General features: G+C 50.9%; 15 protein-coding genes and 3 pseudogenes. 7 read left to right on the top strand and 11 right to left on the bottom strand.

Features of this window, described 5'->3' with window-relative positions; all coding sequences use genetic code 11:
• Nucleotides 1-62: 62 nt before the first annotated feature.
• Entirely contained in the window at nucleotides 63-1,091 is a 1,029-nt protein-coding gene (locus KQP84_RS12675; RefSeq protein WP_215846805.1) for an ABC transporter substrate-binding protein, read from the bottom strand.
• Nucleotides 1,092-1,320: 229 nt separating this feature from the next.
• Here KQP84_RS12675 and KQP84_RS12670 point away from each other — a divergent pair, with 229 nt between their 5' ends.
• From KQP84_RS12670 to KQP84_RS12660, 3 genes and pseudogenes are all read left to right on the top strand, one after another.
• Complete coding sequence (locus KQP84_RS12670) at nucleotides 1,321-2,355, top strand: LacI family DNA-binding transcriptional regulator (protein WP_215846804.1); 1,035 nt, start codon at nucleotides 1,321-1,323, stop codon at nucleotides 2,353-2,355.
• A 488-nt stretch (nucleotides 2,356-2,843) separates the two neighbouring features.
• Nucleotides 2,844-3,737, top strand: a complete 894-nt coding sequence (locus KQP84_RS12665; protein WP_215846803.1) for an SDR family oxidoreductase — start codon at nucleotides 2,844-2,846, stop codon at nucleotides 3,735-3,737.
• A gap of 63 nt (nucleotides 3,738-3,800) precedes the next feature.
• Nucleotides 3,801-5,635 (top strand): annotated as a pseudogene (locus tag KQP84_RS12660) (glycoside hydrolase family 15 protein).
• 150 nt (nucleotides 5,636-5,785) lie between these two features.
• On the opposite strand, the gene ampC reads toward KQP84_RS12660, so the two are convergent.
• The 4 genes from ampC to KQP84_RS25380 form a co-directional block, all read right to left on the bottom strand.
• Complete coding sequence (gene ampC / locus KQP84_RS12655) at nucleotides 5,786-6,931, bottom strand: class C beta-lactamase (RefSeq protein ID WP_215846802.1); 1,146 nt, start codon at nucleotides 6,929-6,931, stop codon at nucleotides 5,786-5,788.
• A 31-nt stretch (nucleotides 6,932-6,962) separates the two neighbouring features.
• Nucleotides 6,963-7,214 (bottom strand): hypothetical protein, encoded by a 252-nt coding sequence (locus KQP84_RS25960; RefSeq protein WP_309140149.1) that lies wholly within the window; start codon nucleotides 7,212-7,214, stop codon nucleotides 6,963-6,965.
• A 67-nt stretch (nucleotides 7,215-7,281) separates the two neighbouring features.
• Nucleotides 7,282-7,962 (bottom strand): glycosyltransferase, encoded by a 681-nt coding sequence (locus tag KQP84_RS25385; RefSeq protein ID WP_252515272.1) that lies wholly within the window; start codon nucleotides 7,960-7,962, stop codon nucleotides 7,282-7,284.
• A 170-nt stretch (nucleotides 7,963-8,132) separates the two neighbouring features.
• Nucleotides 8,133-8,471, bottom strand: coding sequence for a hypothetical protein (locus KQP84_RS25380; RefSeq protein WP_252515271.1), 339 nt, complete (start codon nucleotides 8,469-8,471; stop codon nucleotides 8,133-8,135).
• A gap of 632 nt (nucleotides 8,472-9,103) precedes the next feature.
• On the opposite strand from KQP84_RS25380, the gene hpxO reads away from it, so the two are divergent.
• Nucleotides 9,104-10,261, top strand: a complete 1,158-nt coding sequence (gene hpxO, locus KQP84_RS12645; protein WP_215846801.1) for an FAD-dependent urate hydroxylase HpxO — start codon at nucleotides 9,104-9,106, stop codon at nucleotides 10,259-10,261.
• A gap of 52 nt (nucleotides 10,262-10,313) precedes the next feature.
• Here hpxO and dcp read toward each other — a convergent pair.
• The 5 genes and pseudogenes from dcp to guaD all read right to left on the bottom strand — a co-directional run bounded on the left by dcp (nucleotide 10,314) and on the right by guaD (nucleotide 18,349).
• Nucleotides 10,314-12,354: pseudogene (gene dcp, locus KQP84_RS12640) on the bottom strand (peptidyl-dipeptidase Dcp).
• Between the two features lie 106 nt (nucleotides 12,355-12,460).
• Nucleotides 12,461-13,240, bottom strand: coding sequence for a xanthine dehydrogenase accessory protein XdhC (gene xdhC / locus KQP84_RS12635; protein WP_215846800.1), 780 nt, complete (start codon nucleotides 13,238-13,240; stop codon nucleotides 12,461-12,463).
• Nucleotides 13,227-15,593, bottom strand: coding sequence for a xanthine dehydrogenase molybdopterin binding subunit (gene xdhB, locus KQP84_RS12630; protein ID WP_215846799.1), 2,367 nt, complete (start codon nucleotides 15,591-15,593; stop codon nucleotides 13,227-13,229). The genes xdhC and xdhB overlap by 14 nt, the downstream gene beginning before the upstream one ends.
• Nucleotides 15,583-17,025 carry a xanthine dehydrogenase small subunit gene (xdhA, locus tag KQP84_RS12625; protein ID WP_215846798.1) on the bottom strand — a complete coding sequence of 481 codons (1,443 nt, stop codon included), beginning with the start codon at nucleotides 17,023-17,025 and terminating at the stop codon, nucleotides 15,583-15,585. Before xdhA ends, xdhB begins: the two co-directional genes overlap by 11 nt.
• Nucleotides 17,022-18,349, bottom strand: a pseudogene (gene guaD / locus KQP84_RS12620) (guanine deaminase). Before guaD ends, xdhA begins: the two are co-directional and overlap by 4 nt.
• Before the next feature lie 424 nt (nucleotides 18,350-18,773).
• Here guaD and ydfG point away from each other — a divergent pair.
• Nucleotides 18,774-19,520: a bifunctional NADP-dependent 3-hydroxy acid dehydrogenase/3-hydroxypropionate dehydrogenase YdfG gene (gene ydfG, locus KQP84_RS12615; RefSeq protein ID WP_215846797.1), complete on the top strand. Its 747-nt coding sequence runs from the start codon at nucleotides 18,774-18,776 to the stop codon at nucleotides 19,518-19,520.
• Between the two features lie 31 nt (nucleotides 19,521-19,551).
• Here ydfG and KQP84_RS12610 read toward each other — a convergent pair whose 3' ends face one another.
• Entirely contained in the window at nucleotides 19,552-19,878 is a 327-nt protein-coding gene (locus KQP84_RS12610; protein WP_215848277.1) for a YnfA family protein, read from the bottom strand.
• Nucleotides 19,879-20,009: 131 nt separating this feature from the next.
• On the opposite strand from KQP84_RS12610, the gene KQP84_RS12605 reads away from it, so the two are divergent.
• Both KQP84_RS12605 and KQP84_RS12600 read left to right on the top strand, forming a co-directional pair.
• Nucleotides 20,010-20,333, top strand: coding sequence for a DUF1283 family protein (locus KQP84_RS12605; protein WP_215846796.1), 324 nt, complete (start codon nucleotides 20,010-20,012; stop codon nucleotides 20,331-20,333).
• 51 nt (nucleotides 20,334-20,384) lie between these two features.
• Nucleotides 20,385-20,681, top strand: a complete 297-nt coding sequence (locus KQP84_RS12600) for a DUF1161 domain-containing protein (protein WP_215846795.1) — start codon at nucleotides 20,385-20,387, stop codon at nucleotides 20,679-20,681.
• Nucleotides 20,682-20,697: the final 16 nt, after the last annotated feature.

Raw genomic sequence — 20,697 nt, 5'->3', positions numbered from 1 at the left:
AAGGAAGCGGAAATCAGGCTCAGGCCACCGCTGTTCAGTGTTCGGCGTGTCGCACCGGAGCATTACTGTGCGCTGGATCCAATCTCTTTATCCCAGCGTCCTAACAGCGCTTTGCGCTTCGCTGAATCACCGTAGGTTTTGAAGTCGTAATCGATCAGCTTGATGTTTTCAAAACGTGGTGCGTATTCCGAGATTTCAGCACTGCGATTAGACGGTAGCTGGAAAGATTTTGCCTCTTTCATGTGTGATTGCGCCTCGGCGCTGAGTGCCCAGTCATACCAGATTTTGGCGCTGGCGAGATTACGCGCGCCTTTGATGATCGACATTGAGCCAATCTCATAACCGGTGCCTTCACAGGGCGCGACAGATTTAATCGGGAACCCATCAACCTGCATCGCCACCGCATCATGCATAAACACAATACCAATCGTCGTTTCGCCACGTGCCGCCGCTTTTACCGGCGCAGAACCTGACTTGGTATATTGCGAAATATTGGCGTTGAGTTTTTTCAGGTAATCGAACGCCTTGTCTTCACCCATGATCTGCACCAGCGTCGCCAGGGTGTTGTAGGCGGTGCCGGATGAGTTCGGGTTAGCAATCTGAATTTCACCTTTGAACGCGGGGTCGAGCAGATCGGCCCAGCACTTCGGCTCTTTAAGCTTTTTATCGGCCAATAATTTGGTGTTATAGCCCCAGCCTAACGCGCCCGCATAAATGCCCACGGTGCGATAATTTGAAATCTCCGCCTGTTTTTTTGCCCAATCCTGCTGCTGGTCTAATAACGGTGACTTATAAGGCTGCGACAACCCCTCTTCTGCGGCCTGCATATGGGGATCGCCGGTGCCCGCCCACCAAATATCGGTTCTCGGGTTGCGAGCTTCGCTACGGATACGCGCATAGGCTTCACCGGCTGAAAGCCTGACCATACTGACTTTTATATCGGGATGTGACTGGCTGAAGATGCGTGTCATCTGCTCACAAACCACCACGTCTGCGGAGCAAATCATATTGAGATTACCGGCTGCATAGGCAGAAAAGGACAGCGTCGAGCTACTTAAAACCAGAACGGCGGCGAGCGATGAGTAACGCATGATGTTCTCCTGATGTGTAGGGTGGTGCTTCACTGGCACCTTTTTTGCACGTGTGTGCAAATTAGTAGAGAAGCGGCAACACGCTGTCAATCCGCTTGTTGTGCAATTGTTAGGCGCTGTCACAAATATTAAACATTATGGTGAAATTGTTTTTTGCACAGCTTTGCAATCTGAGGCAGACTTATTGCATCGTTAAACAGGCGAGTCTTTTGCGGGTGGAAATGTGTTGATGAACAATGACAAATGGGTAGTGAGCGCGCAGGACGTCGCGGAACGCGCGGGCGTTTCTCGCTCCGCCGTTTCGCGTACCTACACACCCGGTGCCAGCGTTTCTGAAGCGACCCGCGCCCGTGTTTTGAAGGCCGCCGAGGAGTTGGGGTATCACGTCAATCATCTGGCGCGCGGGCTGGTGCGCAATCGAAGCGGCATCGTTTGTTTGATCGCGTCTGAGGTTGATACGCCCTATCGTGCCAATCTGGTGCGCTGGCTAACCCAGTTTCTGCAGGAAGCGGGCAAAATTGCCATGTTAATTAATACCGATCGCTCTGATGACAGCGTTTCTGCCGCGTTGCAGCAGGCAATTAATTTTCGTGCTGATGCCTCGATTATTCTTTCCGGCATGCCCGACAGCGCGATTACCCGCCTCTGTTCAAAGCATGGACAACATTTGGTGCTGATCAATCGCGATGAATCGCTGCCGGGTTCGTTGAGTATTAATCTCGATTCACGCTCTGCGGCTGAGATGGCAGTGATGGCTTTCTTACGCGCCGGATGTCGTCACCTGGCTTTTGCTAATTCCCTGGCGGGAACGCCCAGCCTGATGAAGCGTGAAAAGGATTTCCTTGCCGCAGCAGACAAAGCAAACTTACCGGTCACAGTAGAACGCTTTGGGACGACCTCTTATGAAAGCGGCCAGATCCTGGCGCATCGGTTGCTGACCCGCGACAAGCGTCCGGATGCGGTTTTCTGCGTTACCGATCTCATTGCTTGTGGTTTTATGGATGAAGCACGCCATCGCTTCTCGTTGAGAATCCCCGAAGATTTATGCATCGTCGGCTATGACAACATCACGCAGGCGGGCTGGTCATCCTATAACCTCACCACCTTTGCGCAGCCTGTGGAGCGCTTTGCCCGCGATGCGGTGCAGTGGCTGATTGACGCTGAACAGCAGGATCACACCCTTCTACTGCGATCGGAACAGCAGAGTGACAGCCGGATGTATGAAGCAGAAGTGAAATGGCGCGGTTCAGTACGTGGCGGTTGAATAAAAAACCAGGCAAAACCGCAAGCCCCGCCTGTTCTGGTTAGGGTGAGAACGCTGGCCCATCAGGCATTAATGGAGAGTAGAGATGGAATCTTCCCCTTTTGTTCCAAAGCGTTGCTGATTATTGATATGCAAAATTGCCGAGGCGATTATTGCCCACCACAATGACACGCTATCGGGACCCTTTGTTAAAACCTGTCTGACTAAAACCTATATATTTTAATAACCAAACAGAGGGTAAGCCGCCCTCTAAAATAAAGACACCATTCATATTTTGTTATACTTTTTCTTGCGCCACCCTTTCTTATTGAAATAACCTCTTATCGCCCTACCCCAATTCCAAATAGTCGCTCCGCTTATTTAAATAGTCTCACTTCGTTACGTTATCAAATTTAGCTAACTGTCTAAATAGTCGCCTGTTGGATGTGACAAATATCACCTTTGTGCCAGGCTTATATTCTCAGATAGCAAAGTTCAAGGAGCCAGATATGACAACGCCAACAAATAAAACCCTCGATTTGAACGAATATCCAAAACCACCCTTTGAAGAGCAATCACAAGATGTACCGGGTTTAGCCAGCAAAATGGTACCGGTTCCCGACCATGGCGAAACCAGCTATCGCGGCACTGGACGCCTTACCGGCCGTAAAGCGCTGATCACGGGTGGTGATTCGGGTATTGGTCGCGCTGTAGCGATTGCCTATGCACGAGAAGGTGCGGATGTGGCGATCAACTATTTACCGGCTGAGGAATCTGATGCAGCTGAAGTGATTAAGCTGATTCAGGCGGAAGGCCGTAAAGCTATCGCTATTCCTGGGGATATTCGTAGTGAAGAATTTTGCCAGAAACTGGTTAAAGACGCGGTAGAACAATTAGGTGGCCTGGATATTTTGGTCAATAACGCGGGTCGCCAGCAGTTTAATGAATCCATTCGTACGTTAAGTACAGAAGATTTTGACGCTACGTTTAAAACCAACGTCTATGCGATGTTTTGGATCACGAAAGCGGCAGTGGATTATTTACCGCGCGGTGCCAGTATTATTAACACCTCTTCTGTTCAGGCATTTAAACCCAGCGAAATTTTGCTGGACTATGCACAAACTAAAGCCTGTATCGTGGCGTTCACTAAATCCCTTGCGCAGCAGCTTGGCGAGGAAGGCATTCGCGTGAATGCTGTGGCACCGGGACCTTTCTGGACGCCATTGCAAACCAGCGGTGGTCAGCCGCAAGAAAAAATTAAACAGTTTGGTGCGTCAGCGCCACTGGGCCGCCCGGGTCAACCGGCTGAGATCGCCCCACTCTATGTCACGCTGGCCTCAACGGAGTCCAGCTACACTTCAGGACAAGTCTGGTGCACCGATGGCGGTACCGGCACGCTGTAATTAAATGCCCAATGTGGCCGCGTAATGCGGCCATTTTTCTGTTTTTCGTATACCAGGATGATTATGGAAAACCAGATTTTCGACTCTCCAACCCGAGACAATGGCTTTGCCGGGCTAGGCGATTATGCCGCCATTGGTGAAGGACGCTCAGTGGCGCTGATAGCGCCCGACGGTTCAATAGACTGGTGGAGTGCGCCCAATCTGGATTCCACTCCGCTGTTTGACCGCCTGCTCGATCCTAATATCGGCGGCTATTTTCAAATTGTTCCTAACGCACCTTATCGCGTATCGCGCCAGTATCGTGAAAACAGCAACGTTTTAGAAACGCGCTTTGAAACCGATGCGGGCAGCGTACTGCTCACCGAATCGATTAACAGCACGCTGGCAGGTCGCTTGCCCTGGAGTGAGCTGGCACGGCGCATTGAAGGTGTTGAAGGCCATGTCGAATTGATTGTTCGTCTGCGCTTTGGTACAGCGGCTGAAACCCGCTCGCCGTGGATTGCAGAAAGCGATCAGGGCAAGGTTTTTCACATTGCCAATGTGTTGGCGATGGTGCGTACCAGCGAAGATATCGATATTGATCATTTAGATGATGAAAAACTTACCGGGAAACTGCGCACCTCGCCTGGCTCAAGCTCACTCTGCGCACTGTTAATCAGTGAAAATGAACCGCTGGCGGTGCCTGAACTTTCGGCAATCGATAACCGCATCGATACCAGCGATATCGCCTGGCGCGACTGGGTTGAAAGCCTGAGTTATGACGGCAGTTTTCCGCAATTAGTAAAACGCTCCGCCCTGTCGCTGAAATTTCTCTGGTACTCCCCAACCGGGGCGTTAGCTGCGGCGGCGACCACGTCCCTCCCTGAAGGCATCGGCGGCGAAAAAATTACGATTATCGCTTTGCATGGGTACGTGATGCTTGCCTGATCATTAAAGCGTTTGTCTATCTGGGTGCGCTCGAAGATTGTAAAGCCGCATTTTCATGGCTGTCGAAAACCATTATTCGTCATGGGGTGAGATTACGTGCCTGCTATACGCTTGAAGGCGATATTGTGCCTGAAGAGCGCTATCCCGAATTAGCGGGATACCAGGATTCACAGCCGGTTCGCGTGGGGAATAATGCGCGCGATCAACTCCAGTTAAGTATGTACGGTGACATGTTGGGAACGGCCCGGCTGTTCATCAAAGCGGGACACGTTTTGGACCTCACTACGTCGCGCATGTTGGGCGAACTGGCTAACTGTTGTGCCGATAATTGGCGTCAGAAGGATGCCGGTATCTGGGAGTTACCAGAAAAGCAGCATTATACCCACTCGAAAATGGCGTGCTGGCTGGCGCTGGATCAGGCTGTCGCCATGGCAGAGAGGAAATACATCGAACCTACCTGGGTTGAGCGTTGGCGGCGCGAGCGTGATCGCATTAGCGACTGGATAGAAACGCATTGTTGGTCGGAGAAGAAACAGGCTTACCTGTTTTACGTAGGCTGTGAAGATCGTCTCGATGCCTCGCTGGGGTTGATGCATCACTACGGCAACACGGTCAATCCTGAACGTATGCTGTCCTCTTACTGCGCAATCAAAAAAGAGTTAGGCCATGATACCGCCATGCTCTATCGCTACAGCGGTGTAGAAAAAGAGGAGAGTACTTTTCTCGCTTGCTCATTTTGGCTGGCTGAAGCCTGGGCTGCGCTGGGTGAAATTGAATTAGCAAAAGAGACGATGACCGACATTCTTGCTGCGCTAAACCAACACGGTAATGTTGATATTTTCAATGAGATGTTTGATGTCCGCAGCAATAGCTGGCGCGGCAACATGCCGCAAGGATTGAGTCATCTGGCATTAATTTGTGCAGCGCAGGCGATTACAGAGCATCAGGAAGCGCAGACGCCGTCAGAGTGACCGGTGTACCTGCTCGATGATTTTACAAAGTGGGGATAGCGTGCCGCGCTGCACATCTTGCATGACACCTCTTCCGCTTTGTGAGAAAGGCAACGCGAACAAAATGCAATGCAACGACTCGCCAGCCGCGTTAAGTGGGCTGGCGTTTTTTTACTGCAGCGCTTCCAGAATGTGAAATGCGGCTTTAATGCGTTCTTGATTGGGGTAATTTTTATTAGCCAGCATCACAATGCCGGTGTTGCGTGCTGGAATAAAAGCGATGTAAGCCCCAAACCCGTTGGTGGCACCCGTTTTATGAACCCATGAAGCGCGATCGGTCGGTCCCGCAGGCGTTACCATTTTTGTTGGTTGTGCTGATAACGCCACGTTGTTGTCGCTGGCATCCACCAACGTTTGCACAGCAACCGGCCAGTTATAAATTTCCCATCCCAAACCCTGGAACATTAAACCGGTTTCAAAGTAGCGTGACTGAGATGTCATGATGGCGTTTCGCAGCAGCGTATTACCGGATGATAAGCCGTTGGGATTGGCATTCGCCTGCATAAAGGTGAGCATATCGCGTGCCGACGATTTTATCCCATAGGCTTCAGCGTCGAGCATGCCGGGTGAAACGCGTATCGGCTGGCCATTTTTGTAGCCCCATGCGTAATCAAACATCATGGTTTTCGGTACGGTAAAGAAGGTTCGCGTCAAACGCAGAGGCTGAAACACACTTTTGATCATTGCTTCTTCGAAGCGGCCTTTGGTCATCAAGTAACCAAACAAGCCAATACTGGCGTTGGAGTACTGGCGAATCGTGCCCGGTGCCGCTTGTGGCTGCCAGTTTTGGTAATAGCTCAGCAGCGAAGCCTGATCGGTAACAGTATCAGGAAGCTGCAAAGGCAATCCGCCTGCCGTATAGGTCGCGAGATGCAACATTCTGATGTTTTGCCATTGCGCCCCTGAAAGTTCCGGCCAGTATTTTTTCACTGGCTCAGTAAGACGCAGATCGCCGTTGCGTATCAACACGCTGGCCAACACACCCGTAAAGGTTTTGCTCACGGAACCTAATTCAAAAATGGTGTTTTCCGTGACCGCTCGGCCTGATTCAACATCGGCCAGACCAAAATTAATGTACTGTGCGCGGCCTTTATAAAGCACCGCTACCGACATGCCAGGGATCGCCTGTTGTTTCAGTAGCGGTTCGATGGTTTGTTGGACCAACAGAGTGACCTGCTGTGACGTCAAATCGGGTGAGGCGACAACACTGCAGGGCGAAAGAGAGAAAAGTAAGACCAAAGAGAGCAGCTTTTTCATTAGCGATTATTCGTTTCTTCACTGAATCAAATTATTTGCATTGAGATGCGCATGATTGCACGCATATTTGTGCCTGTGAACTGCAGGAGCTGTTATTCCGGGTATTACATTGTGAACGTTCCACATAGCAGTTGGTTTGACAGGCTGAAACGTCACATTTAGCCGCAATGGGTGTGAGTTGGGCAAGAGGCGCACGAGAAGGAAACACAGCGGCGGTTTGAGCGAAGGCGCTGCTGAACAGAAAGGCGGACAGCAGCAGGCTAAGGCTTAGGATAGATTTCATGATGGATCTCCAGATGAACGCTGCATTAAGTATGGTCAATGCACAACGTCACGTCAGAGAAATCTTATCAAATTGAGATCATCGGCGGATGACGCACAAATTCTGCTACGCCACGGTGATAAATATCGTTGAGTTGATGAATATAACGCAGCGGACAATGTTGCTCTCTGATACGTGTAATGGCGCCCTCACCTTTTTCATGGGCGATGGTGGGATCTTCAATAATATCCATCAGCGTGCGTTTTAATGCATTAATCAATGCCTGACGCAGTTGCTCTTTTTCAGTAACGCTGGAGATACTGTATTCACGGTCATCATTTAAGGCCCCACCAATACACCAGCCAGCGCCAGGTGGGTTAATTTCAGGTAAAGCGCGCACATTACTGGTTATTACCGGACAGCCACTGGATTGCATTTCCAGCACGGAAAAGCCGTAAGTCTCTTGCCAGGTGGGCAGCAATCCGACATCACTGTGGCGAAACAGCGCCATCAGCGCGGCATTATCCATGCGGGTTTGATGTTTAAAGCAGCGATAGCGCTGTATACGGTTTTCAATACTGCGATAAAAGTCTTCATTGTCCTGATATTGCCGGTGCGCAATGTTATGGCGCTTAGTGAGATCACCAATTAACTGCACCTCTAATTGCGACTCATCAATCTTTTTCTCATCCAGCAATTGCGTTATTGCCAGTACGACTTCAGCACCGCCCTTGCGATAAAACTCACCGCCCGCAAAAACCAGGCGCAATTTCCCTGGGGAACGTGGCATTTTTTGTTGGCAAAACAATTTTTGCGGTGGATGAAGCACCACCGTCTTGGCTCGCATACGCTTTGCAATATCAGGTTTATGTTGAAAGAGCTTCATCTGAATGTTCAGCGTGGCCTCTGAAATAGCGATTAATCCGAAGCAGTTGTCTTTTAATACGTGGGGATCAAACGCTTTAGCTCAGGGTTATCTTGTTTAGCGACCCCTGCGACAGGCAACACGCGGGGTAATTCGGTTTCAAAAGTCGCTAACCATTTTCGTCGGGTTATCGCGACCTCATTGAATAAGTGCAAAATATCTGGCTGCTGTCGTGCCAATAAGGGAAGCGGTAAAAACACAAAAGTTTTATTCTTTTGAAGAATGCGCGTGCGAAAAGGATTGAGGAAGTAAAAGAGATTGTGCTTTTTTAGATTTAGATATGTGTTATCCGGGTTAACAATAATATTACGCCGCTCCGGATATTGGTTATTGGTTATGCCTATTTTCATCATTTTCTTCCGAGGCCAGTGTTTCCTACGTTGATATATATCATGAGACGAGAAAGCGAGAACCTACGGAACTTCTTAAAAAACCCACCAAAGAAAAACATCTAAAAAGATTAATCATTCACAATTTAATAACAAAGTCGCTTTCTTGGGTTAATTTAAGATATCCCGCAGAAAATAAGTCCCGATCATTCATAAAAACATTCAGTAACTACTTGATTAATTAAATTCATTAATGCCATTTATTTATTCTTACCGCTATTAAAGCAGTGTTGAATAAATCCTCATTACGTTAAGTTAATTCGCAGGCCGGCCTTGATTTAATGATTATTTTTAAACAGATAAATTATCGTGCCGGAAAATATCAAAATTACATACAGATTATTTAACTAACGTTTCAGCGGTTTTGCTTTTTTCGCGCCACCTTGATGAAACAAAAGGTGCAAACAGCGCATTTAATGAACTTAAGTGCACCATATCAGAGCAAATCAGTGCCTCTCAAATGTGCATCAGTGTGTCTCATTAATTTAAAAATGCCATTATATCCCTGATTTTATTGACTTTAATTTTTACAGGTATCGCATACTCGGCATTGGTACAAAAGTTGCAAAGATATCTTCAGGTGACAGGAGATAAATATGAAAGCGATTGTGATTGGTGGCGGTATCGGCGGGATGAGTACCGCGATTGCACTGGAAAAAGCGGGTTATGAAACGGCAGTCTATGAAGCGGTCAAAGAGATAAAACCGGTAGGCGCGGCAATTTCCATCTGGCCAAATGGCGTGAAGTGTTTAAATGCTTTAGGGATGAAAGAGGCGCTGCGGGCGCTGGGTGGAAATATGGCTTATATGGCCTATAACGATTTCGCTTCAGGCACCACGCTAACGCGCTTTAGCATGTCGCCGCTGGTGCAACAGGTTGGTGAATACCCTTACCCGGTTGCACGCGCAGAACTGCAAGCAATGCTGATTGATACCTATGGGCGCAGCCGTATTAACTTTGGTAAACGCGTTATTCAGGTTGAGCAGAGCGAAAATGGCGTCATTGCGACCTTTGACGATAACAGCCAGGTAAGCGGAGATTTCCTGATTGCTGCTGATGGTACGCATTCCGTTATCCGCCAATATGTCGTCGAGCAGGCGCCAGAACGGCGTTACGCCGGCTATGTTAACTGGAATGGTTTAGTTGAAATTGATGAATCCATTGCGCCAGCCGATCAGTGGACCACTTTTGTCGGTGAAGGCAAACGTGTTTCACTGATGCCTGTGAGTGGGAACCGCTTCTACTTCTTCTTTGATGTGCCATTACCGAAAGGCTTACCCGAAGATCGCACTACCCTTAAAGATGATTTGCGAGGTTATTTCAGCGGCTGGGCTGAACCGGTACAGAGGCTGATCGCGACGATTAATCCAGAGACCACCAATCGGGTTGAAATTCATGATATCGAACCTTTTAGCTGTTTCGTTAAAGGTCGGGTGGCGCTGTTAGGGGATGCGGCACACAGCACCACTCCCGACATTGGCCAGGGCGGATGTGCAGCTATGGAAGATGCCATTGTCCTTGCTTCAACGCTGGCATCACACTCGCTGGGTATAGAAGATGCATTGCTGCGCTATCAGTCGCGGCGCGTTGAGCGAGTAAAGGATTTAGTGCTGAAAGCGCGTAAGCGTTGCGATGTCACGCACGGCAAAGATCCGGTCGTGACGGCTGAATGGTATCAATCGCTGAAAAAAGAGACGGGTGAACGCGTATTAGCAGGAATGTGTGAAACCATCGAAGGCGGTCCATTCGGGTAATCACGGAGTCATCGATAAAGGGCGATTGGCTCGAAAGCCGACCGCCCTTGCCTTACTCAGCTAAACCGCGATTTTTTAACATCGGTTCAATCTGCGGTTCGCCGCCACGCCAGCTTTCATACAGTTTTTTCAGATCACTGCTGTTGCCGCGAGACAGGATTTTTTCACGGAATATCTGCCCATTTTCGCGATTTAACCCGCCATTCTCGACAAACCATTGGAAGCCATCGTCAGCGAGCATTTGCGTCCAGATATAAGCGTAATAACCTGCCGCATACCCTCCTCCCCAAATATGTTGAAAGTAGCTGGAGCGATAGCGCGGGGGTACGGCGGCGAGCGCCAGATTATCGCTTTGCAGCGCCTGCTGTTCAAAACCATCAACTGATTTTGGGCTATTGCTGCCGTTCAGGCTATGCCAGTGCAAATCCAGCAGTGCGGCTGCCAGTAATTCACTCATGTCATACCCTTTGTTGAACTTTTCAGCACGTACGATTTTCTCATGCAGTTCGGCGGGCATCGCTTCGCCGGTTTGATAGTGACGCGCAAAATTGCGGAAAACCGCGGTTTCGCTGGCCCAGTGTTCATTAATTTGTGAAGGGAACTCGACGAAGTCACGCGGCGTGGCGGTGCCAGAGAGGCTCGGATAACGCTGGGTTGCAAATAAGCCGTGCAGCGTGTGACCAAATTCATGGAACAGCGTGATAACTTCGTCCCAGCTCAGGAGCGCCGGTTCGCCAGCGGGCGGTTTGGTGTAGTTGCAGACGTTGTAAATCACCGGCTTGCTGTCGAGCAACGTCGATTGATTGACGAAATTGCTCATCCACGCGCCACCCCTTTGCTGTCACGCTTGAAGAAATCGGTGTAAAACAGCGCCATTGGCTGGTTATCTGCATCAAAAATTTCATAAACCCGCACGTCAGGGTGATAAACCGGCAAGTCGTGACGCTCAGAAAAAGTGATGCCAAACAGCTGCGTCGCTGCCCAGAACACCCCTTTTTCCAGCACATTGTTGAGCTCAAAGTAGGGTTTTATCTGGCTCTCATCCAGATCGTATTGCGCATGACGCACTTGCTCAGCGTAGAAACTCCAGTCCCAGGCGCTAAGCGTAAAATCAGCCTGTTGCTGATCAATTGTCTGTTGAATCGCAGCGGCTTCGCGTTCGGCTCGGGCACGCGCAGCCGGCACGATATTGCGCATAAAGGCAAAGGCCGCATCCGGGGTTTTCGCCATCTGATCCTGCAATTGCCAGGCTGCATAGCTGGCAAAACCGAGCAGTCTTGCCTGTTCAGCACGGACCTGCGCCAAACGCAACACTCCTTCACGCGTGTCGTTTTCATCGCCCTTTTCGCTGCGCGTCCACGCAGCCTGGAACAGGTCATGACGCGTATCGCGCTGTTTCAGGCTCTGCAAAGCGGGTTGCTGCGTGGTGTTTTGCAACACCAGCAGCCAGGCATTTTCCAGACCGCGCGCTTTGGCTGCCGCTTGCGCCACAGCGAGGTCGGCAGCACCTAAACCGTCAAGCTGCTGAAGATCGTTAATCACTAAACCGCCCGCTTTGGTTGCGGCCAATAATTTGTTGGTGAATTGCGTGCTAAGTTTGGCGGCTTCCTGATTCAGCGCTTTAAGCGTGTGCTTCTGTGCTTCCGGCAGATTAGCCCCGCCAGCTGAAAGTGCTGCCAGGTGACTTCAACCAAACGCCTGGATTCGGCATCCAGTTTGGCACGCTGTTGATAAACCGCATCGAGTCGAGCAAACAGCGGACGGTTCAGCATAATTTCATCATTCAGCGCAGTGAGTTGCGGCGCGATCTCTTCATCGATCTGTTGCAAATAATCGTTGGTATGCGCCGCGGTCATCGCACCAAACACTAAATTGACGCGGCTTAAAAACTGGCCGCTCCGTTCCAGCGCTTCGTAGGTATTCAGAAAGGTTGGCTCATCTTTATTGGTGGCTATCGCCAATACTTCCTGGCGCTTCTCTTCAATACCGGCTTGCAAAGCAGGTAAAAAATCGTGCAGCTCGATCTGATCAAAGGGCGGTGCCTGATACGGTAAATCGCTGACGCTAAAGAAAGGGTTTTGTCGGGCGTTCATAGTCGCTCCTGGAGGGCCAATACAACACATCATCGCAAACAGCATCCTGACAGGTTGTTGTTGCTTGAACAACGTAGACAATTTTCTACTGATAAGAAATTTGCGGCTAATTAAGCCTGTGCTGCTGATAAACAGTGATGATTTCACCCGCAATGGCCACGGCAATCTCTGCGGGCAATTTGCCTTTGACATCAGGCAGACCAACCGGGCAGCGCAGTTGCGCCAGTTGGTCGGCAGAAATGCCTTTGCCTTCCAGGCGGTAACGAAAACGCTGAGATTTTGTTTGAGATCCAATGAGACCGACATAGCGGAAATCACCGCGCTTTAATATCGCCTCGGTTAACGCCAGATCCAGCGGATGATGATGCGTCATCACCACGAAATAGGTCTCGGGTGCGGCCTGCGCCACGCAATCCAGCGGATCTTCAGGCTGAACCACCGTCACGCCCGCAGGCACAGAAGTGAACTGCGCTGCACGGCTATCAATCCAGCTTATGTGACAGGGTAACGTAGACAGCAACGTCACCAGCGCTTGCCCGACATGCCCTGCGCCATAAACCTGAATCATCGGTTGCGCCTGTAACAACGGCTCAAACAAAATGGTGGTCATGCCGCCACAACATTGGCCTAAACGTGCGCCAAGAGAGAAATCTTCACTGCGCGGCGCTGTCTGGCCGCTGTGTAGCATTTCACGGGCCTGCGCGATGCACTGAAATTCCAGGTGACCGCCACCAATGGTCAAATACGTTTCGTGTGGCGTGACCACCATTTTGCTGCCGCTGTCGCGCGGCACCGAGCCGCGCTCACTCAAGACGGTAATCAATACGCAGCTTTGCCGTTTTTCGCGTAGCGCGTGTAGCACGGTTATCCAGTCATGATAAATCATCGCAGGCTCCTGCTAACCGCTGCGCGCCCCAGAAGACACGTTCTGGCGTAGCGGGCGCATCCAGCATGGGATGTTGACGATAATCATCAACGCTAGCCACGGCATCTTGCAAAGCACACCACGCGGCAATACCAAGCATGAACGGCGGCTCACCTACCGCTTTTGAGTGGAAAACGGTGTCCTGTGGATTTTTGCGGTTTTCTACCAGGGTGACGCGCATATCAGGCGGCACGTCACTGATCGCTGGGATCTTGTAGCTCGCGGGGCCGTCAGTCAGCAATTTACCTTTGGCATTCCACACCAGCTCTTCGCAGGTCAACCAGCCTACACCCTGAACAAATCCGCCTTCCACCTGACCTATGTCTATCGCCGGATTCAAGGATGCACCAACGTCATGCAGAATATCGGCGCGCAGCAGGCGATATTCGCCGGTTAAGGTATCGATCACCACCTCGCAACAGGCTGCGCCGTAAGCAAAGTAATAAAACGGCTTGCCACGGCCCGCGAGCCGATCGTAATGAATGCCCGGTACGCGGTAATAGCCGTTTGCTGAGAGCGGCACCTGATTAAACCACGCCAGCTGCGCCACTTCGGCAAAGGTGTAATGCTTATCACCGGCCCGCACAATGCCGTTGCGGAAACCAATGTTACTTGCATCGCACGAATGCAACTTACACAGCATGTCAGTTAGCCTGCCGCGCAAAATCTCTGCCGCATTCTGTGCTGCTTTGCCATTGAGATCGGTGCCGCTGGACGCGGCAGTCGGCGACGTATTTGGCACCTTGCCGGTATCGGTGGCGGTAATTTGAATGCGATCAACATCGATTTGCAGCACTTCAGCCACAATTTGCGCCACTTTGGTGTTAAGCCCCTGGCCCATTTCAGTGCCACCGTGGTTAAGCTGCACCGTACCGTCGGTATAGATCAAAATCAGTGCGCCAGCCTGATTAAGAAAGCTGGAGGTAAAAGAGATGCCGAACTTAACCGGCGTCAGCGCCAGGCCACGTTTTAAAAACGGACTTTTGGCATTGAATTCAGTGATCTCTGCGCGACGTGCCTGATATTCGCTGCTGCGTTCCAGCTGTTCGGTCATTTCATCCAGCAAGTTATCTTCGACCTGCTGGTGATAATGCGTGATGTTACGTTCGGTCTTGCCGTAATAGTTGCGTTTGCGAAGATCTAAAGGATCCAACCCACGCTGTCGCGCCACGTGATCCATGATTTGTTCTATCGCTACCATCCCCTGCGGACCGCCAAAACCCCGATAAGCGGTGTTAGAAGCCGTATTGGTACGGCAGCGATAGCCAGTAATCAGCGCATCACCGAGGTAATAGGCGTTATCGGCGTGGAACATCGCACGATCGACGATGGATCCGCTTAGATCCAGTGAATAACCGCAGTTGCCGGCAAGATCGATTTTAACCCCACAAAAACGTCCATCATCATCCACGCCAACATCGTAGCGAACAAAGAAAGGATGCCGCTTACCGGTAATGCGCATGTCGTCACTGCGTGCCAGGCGCATTTTCACTGCGCGGCCGGTTTGCCGTGCTGCTATTGCGCATAAACACGCTACGCCCGCCGCCTGCGTCTCTTTACCACCGAAACCACCGCCCATACGACGCATATCAATGGTGACTTTATTCATGGTGATGCCCATGACTTCCGCTACCAGCTTCTGCACTTCCGTTGGGTTTTGCGTAGAGGAGAAGACTTGCAGCGAGCTGTCCTCGCCCGGGATTACCATCGCCGTCTGGGTTTCCAGATAGAAATGCTCCTGACCGCCAATATGGAATTGCCCTTTGATACGGTGCGGCGCACGCGCTAAAGCAGCTTCTGCATCGCCTCGCTGGTGGATATGGGGTTCCTGCACAAAACTGCCCAGCGCCAGAGCTTGCTCAACATCCAACAGCGGCTCCAGCACCTCATAGTCGATAATGGCGGCTTCCGCCCCCAGACGAGCGGCTTCAGCTGTTTCCGCCGCGACGGCGATAATGATTTGCCCGAGATACTCCACTTTTTCATGAGCCAACAGCGGATCGCCCGGCTCCAGCGGCCCGACATCGTTAATGCCCGGCACATCTTGCCAGGTCAATACGCTGATCACCCCAGGAATGGCGTAACACGGCTGAACATCTATACGTGTAATACGAGCATGAGCATGTTCGCTCAGCCGCGGGCACAAATGCAGCAGGCCTGGCAGTTCAGGTTTGTCATCAATGTAGATCGCTTCGCCAGAAACATGTTTTTCAGCGCTTTCATGTTTATTGCTGCGGCCTACGCCACTCTGGATCTCTGCGGCGAATTGCGCCTTGATGACATCTTCTGAAAGCGCGGGACGATTATGAGACATAGCGGCTTACCTCCGTAATGGTCACATCGCCATTGTAACGATGGTAATAACGACGCAGTAAATTGCGGGCTACCTGCAAGCGATAATCGGCACTGGCGCGGAAATCACTTAGCGGCTGGAAATCATCGGCAAGCGCAGCACAAGCTTGCGCCAGCGTTGCCGCATTTAAAGGCTGGCCTGTTAATACGTGTTCGCAGGCGCTGGCACGTTTTGGTGTTGCCGCCATGCCACCAAACGCAATACTGGCATCGCGCACTACGCCATTTTCAACCCAAATATTAAACGCCGCGAACACTGCAGAAATATCATCATCCAGCCGTTTTGAAACTTTCCACGCGACGAAATCCGGTGACACCGTCACTTTAGGGATACTTATCGCACGGATGAACTCCCCTTCAGCAAGCAGCGTTTGGCGATAGCCCGTGAAAAAATCATCTAGCTTAACGCTGCGCTGCGTTTCGCCCTGCTGTAAAAGCAATGACGCATTCAGCGCCAGCAGCATCGGCGAGGCATCACCAATCGGTGAAGCGTTCGCGATATTGCCGCCAAGCGTCCCCTGAGAACGAATTTGCAGTGAAGCAAAGCGTTGCAGCATTTCGCAGACGCCAGGAATACGTTCAGTTAAAAACGCGCTGATGGTGTTTAGCGCAGCGCCTGCTCCCAGCAGCCACGTTTCGTCAGTTTCATTGCAGGTTTTTAATGCGTCAATGTGCTCCAACGCAATCAGCGTTGGCAGCGGTTTATAGTGCTGCGTAAGGGTTAGCGCGAGATCGGTGCCGCCTGCCACCAGTTTCGCGTTGGGATGCTCGAGGTAGATGCGCGCCAGCTGCTCAACCGTTTTTGGCAGAAAACAGCGATGTCCGTTGCCGCTCAGCTCCTGCATCTGATCGTGTGCCAACCCCTCAAGACGCTGCACCACCTGCGTGGCTGTCTGGTCAAACTTATCACTACTGGGTTGCGAGCAAAGCTGTTCGGCAGCATCCATAATCGGGCGATAGCCGGTGCAGCGACACAAATTGCCTGCCAGCGCGGTTTCTGCCTGATGACGATCCCAACCGTTAGCCTGTTTTTGCAAGCTAAACAGTGACATGACAAATCCCGGGGTACAAAACCCGCATTGTGAACCGTGACAATCCACCATCGCCTGCTGGGCAGGATGTAACTGGCTACCTTGTTTAAGATCTTCCACGGTAATGAGCTGCTTACCCTGTAATGTACTGACCAGCGTCAGGCAGCTGTTAACGGTTTCGTACTGCATTTTTCCTGCAACAGCTTTACCTAATGTCACGCTGCAAGCCCCGCAATCGCCAGAGGCGCAGCCTTCTTTGGTGCCTGTGCGCCGTTGGCGAGTGCGAAGATAATTCAGTACCGTGAGATTCGGGTCGATTTCGGTTTCAGTGACCAACTGATTATTAAGCAGAAACTGGATCATGCGGCTTTCTCCCCGGCGTCACGCTGCCAAACCGGACGACCATTCACCCAGGTTTGCGCGATATTGCGGTCGTCGCCCAGCGTCATTAACACGAACAACTTTTCCCAGATATCTTTACTGTTGCCGATGCGTAAGGTTTGTAGCGCGGATACGGCGGGTTCGAGCACCACAAAATCCGCCTCTTTGCCCGGATTAAAATTGCCGATGGCGTGGTCGAGATCCAGCGCATGCGCACCACCCAACGTCGCGTGATAAAAGGCTTCAGCGGCGCTGATTTTGTATTGCTGTAGCTGGCCGACTTTGTAAGCCTCACCCAGCGTTTGCAGCATATTAAAGGTCGTGCCTGCGCCGACGTCGGTGCCAATGCCCACTTTAACGCCCTGCTGCCAGCTGCGTTTGATATTGAACAGGCCGCTGCCGAGAAACAGATTTGAGGTGGGGCAAAAAGCAATGGAAGAATCGGTATCGTGCAGGCATTGCCACTCTCTCTTCAAGATGAATACAGTGAGCAAAGACGCTGCGGCGGCCAGTTAATTTATAGTGATGATAAACATCCAGATAACCTGCGCGCTCCGGGAACAGCGCTTTTACCCAGGCGATTTCTTGCGGGTTTTCACTTAAGTGGGTATGCAACCAGGTATCGGGAAATTCTTCCGCGCAGCTGCTGGACCTTCTCAAGCAAAGCGGGCGATGAGGTCGGCGCAAAGCGTGGTGTTAAGGCGTAACTCAAGCGGCCCCGCTCATGCCAGCGCGTGATCAGCGCTCGCGTTTGCTGATAACTCTCTTCGGGCGTTTCCGTCAGATAATCAGGTGCATTGCGATCCATCATCACTTTGCCGGCAATAATGCGCATATCCAGCGCTTCAGCCGCGCTAAACAGTGCATCCACGGATTGAGGATGTACCGTGCCAAAGACCAGCGCGCTGGTGGTGCCGTTAGCCAGCAGCTGATGAAGGAAAAACGCGGACATCTGCGCCGCATGATCGGGACAGTGATATTGCGCTTCCACCGGAAACGTATATTGATTCAACCATTCCAGTAGCTGCTCGCCAAACGCGCCAATCATTTCAGTTTGTGGGTAATGAATATGCGTATCGACAAATCCCGGCATGATGAGCTTGCCGCGCATATCGATAATGTCGTGCGGGTTGAGTTGTTCGCTCACGCTTTGCCATTCATGCAAACCAACCACGCGCCCTTCACGCAGCAGCAGCACGCCATCTTCCAGGTAACGGGCGTGCTCGAGAATGGCTTCTGGCTGTTCCGCGATGGCAGCAAAATCGAAAAAACTGGCGCGGATAGCCGTATCTTTAGTTAAAGGCATGAGATTTCCTTCTTGTGAGAAAACTTCGGGCTTTCTCATTAATTATGCAGGTAATGGCCTTAAACAAGATTAGCAAGAGGCATGCCAATAATTTATTTTTGCATATAATTTAAATATCAATAGCTTATGAATATTTGGCAGTAACTTCTTAATGTAACCACCTTGGATCTGTGCGCAAACGGTTGCTCATTAAAGCAACCGTTTGCTATTAGGGGTTTATCAAAAAGAGAGACATAAAAAAGAGGTTACCCGCATAAAACGCCCCACCGTGATGCACTTTTTGAGTGCGTCGTGCGCTAAATAAGCGCATAGCGCGGCGGCAGAAAAATCCCTTTACAGCGCAGGCCAGATTTCGGCAGGCACAAGCTAAAACGAAATGGTATGGTGAATGCGTCGAACCTGAAATTGCATAAGGAACAGTGAGATGATTATTTTTGTTACCGGCGCGACGGCCGGTTTTGGTCAAAGTATCACCCGCCGATTTATCGAGACAGGTCACAAAGTTATTGCCAGCGGACGCCGCACCGAGCGCCTACAAGCACTTAAAGATGAGCTGGGCGATAACCTTTATACGGTACAGCTTGATGTGCGTGATCGTGCGGCGATTGATGAAGCCGTGGCGGCATTACCTGCAGAATGGCGCAACATCGATATTCTGGTGAACAACGCTGGGCTGGCGCTAGGTATAGAGCCGGCACATAAAGCCAACGTTGAAGACTGGGAAAACATGATTGATACCAACACCAAAGGGTTGGTTTATATGACGCGCGCCCTGCTGCCGCACATGGTTGAACGCAATGTCGGTCATGTCATCAATATCGGTTCGATTGCAGGTAGCTGGCCTTATGCAGGCGGCAATGTTTACGGTGCGACCAAAGCTTTTGTGCGCCAATTTAGCCTTAATCTGCGCACTGATTTACATGGCACCGCGCTGCGCGTAACGGATATTGAGCCAGGTTTAGTCGGCGGAACAGAATTTTCGAACGTTCGCTTCAAGGGCGACGACGATAAAGCAGGCCAGGTTTACGAAGGTGCAAAAGCATTGACCCCTGAAGATGTTACCGAAGCGGTTTATTGGGTGGCAACGCTGCCGAAACACGTCAACATCAACAGCCTTGAAATGATGCCGGTGAGCCAGACGCTGGCGGGTCTGAAAGTTCATAAACCCTAATAATATCGCCAGCCCCAGCGGCTGGCTGTTTTCAGGCGCGTCCCCAACCCATCACAATGATCAGCATGCCTGTAAAAGCAATGGCGGCGCCGCTCCAGTCCCACACGCTCAGCTTTATGCCATCCACTACACGCAGCCACAGCAACGCCGTTAAAACATACACGCCGCCGTAGGCCGCATAAACACGCCCACTGGCTGCCGGATGAAGAGTCAGCAACCAGACAAACAGCGCCAGACTCGCCGCCGCAGGAATCAACAACCACACCGAAGCGCCCTTTTTTAGCCATAGCCACGGCAAAAAACAGCCAATAATTTCTGCCAGCGCGGTAATGAAAAACAGCAGAGCGGTTTTAATCAGCATTTTACTCTCATAACAGTAAACAAAGCGCTCATCGCTGGTGAGCGAAGAAATGGCGATGATATACTATGCAAATCCGTGGCAACAGCCGTTACTGTGGGCACTGTCTGCGTTAACCGAAGGAAAATATCATGAAAAAATTGATTCCAGCCCTGATGGTGGCTCTGCTTTCTGCTTCCGCATTTAGCGTTAGCGCCACCACTAATCGGGTGATTATTGAAGATGGCAGCAGCGCTGCGAGCAATGAAGCCGCACGTCAAAGTAAAGAGCAATGGAACGACACGCGTATGCTGCGTAACAAAGTTAATTCGCGGGTGGAAAAAGAGTTCGATAAGACGGATACCGCATTTGATACTCGCGATAAATGCGAGCAGAGCCTGAATCTCAATGCATATTGGGAACCGAATACCCTGCGTTGCCTTGATCGTCGTTCTGGTCGTCCCATAGCACCCTGATTACATTCCGCTGCTATAGTAATGACGGACCTGTTACATAAGGAGAAGGTAATGAAGAAGCAGACTGGATGGTGGGTTGCGACGTTATTTGCCGTGCCAATACTGGCACAGGCTTCATGTGAATCGGTGAAAGCGGATATCACCCAGAAAATTATTCAAAACGGTGTTCCTGAGTCTGGCTTTACGTTAGACATCGTGGCTAATGATCAGGTTGATCAAGCAGGCGGCCAGGTAGTCGGTCACTGTGAAAATGACACACAGAAAATCGTTTATAAGAAAACCAGCCGGGACGATGAATCCAGCGTGCCCGACAGCGCAGGCAGCTCACAAGACTCGCCAGCGCAGTGATATTCAGGGCGACACA

Source organism: Candidatus Pantoea bituminis (assembly GCF_018842675.1).
Taxonomy (GTDB): Bacteria; Pseudomonadota; Gammaproteobacteria; order Enterobacterales; family Enterobacteriaceae; genus Pantoea; species Pantoea phytostimulans.
Note: the sequence above shows the minus strand (reverse complement) of the source record. Positions and strands in the feature narration are given on the sequence as shown.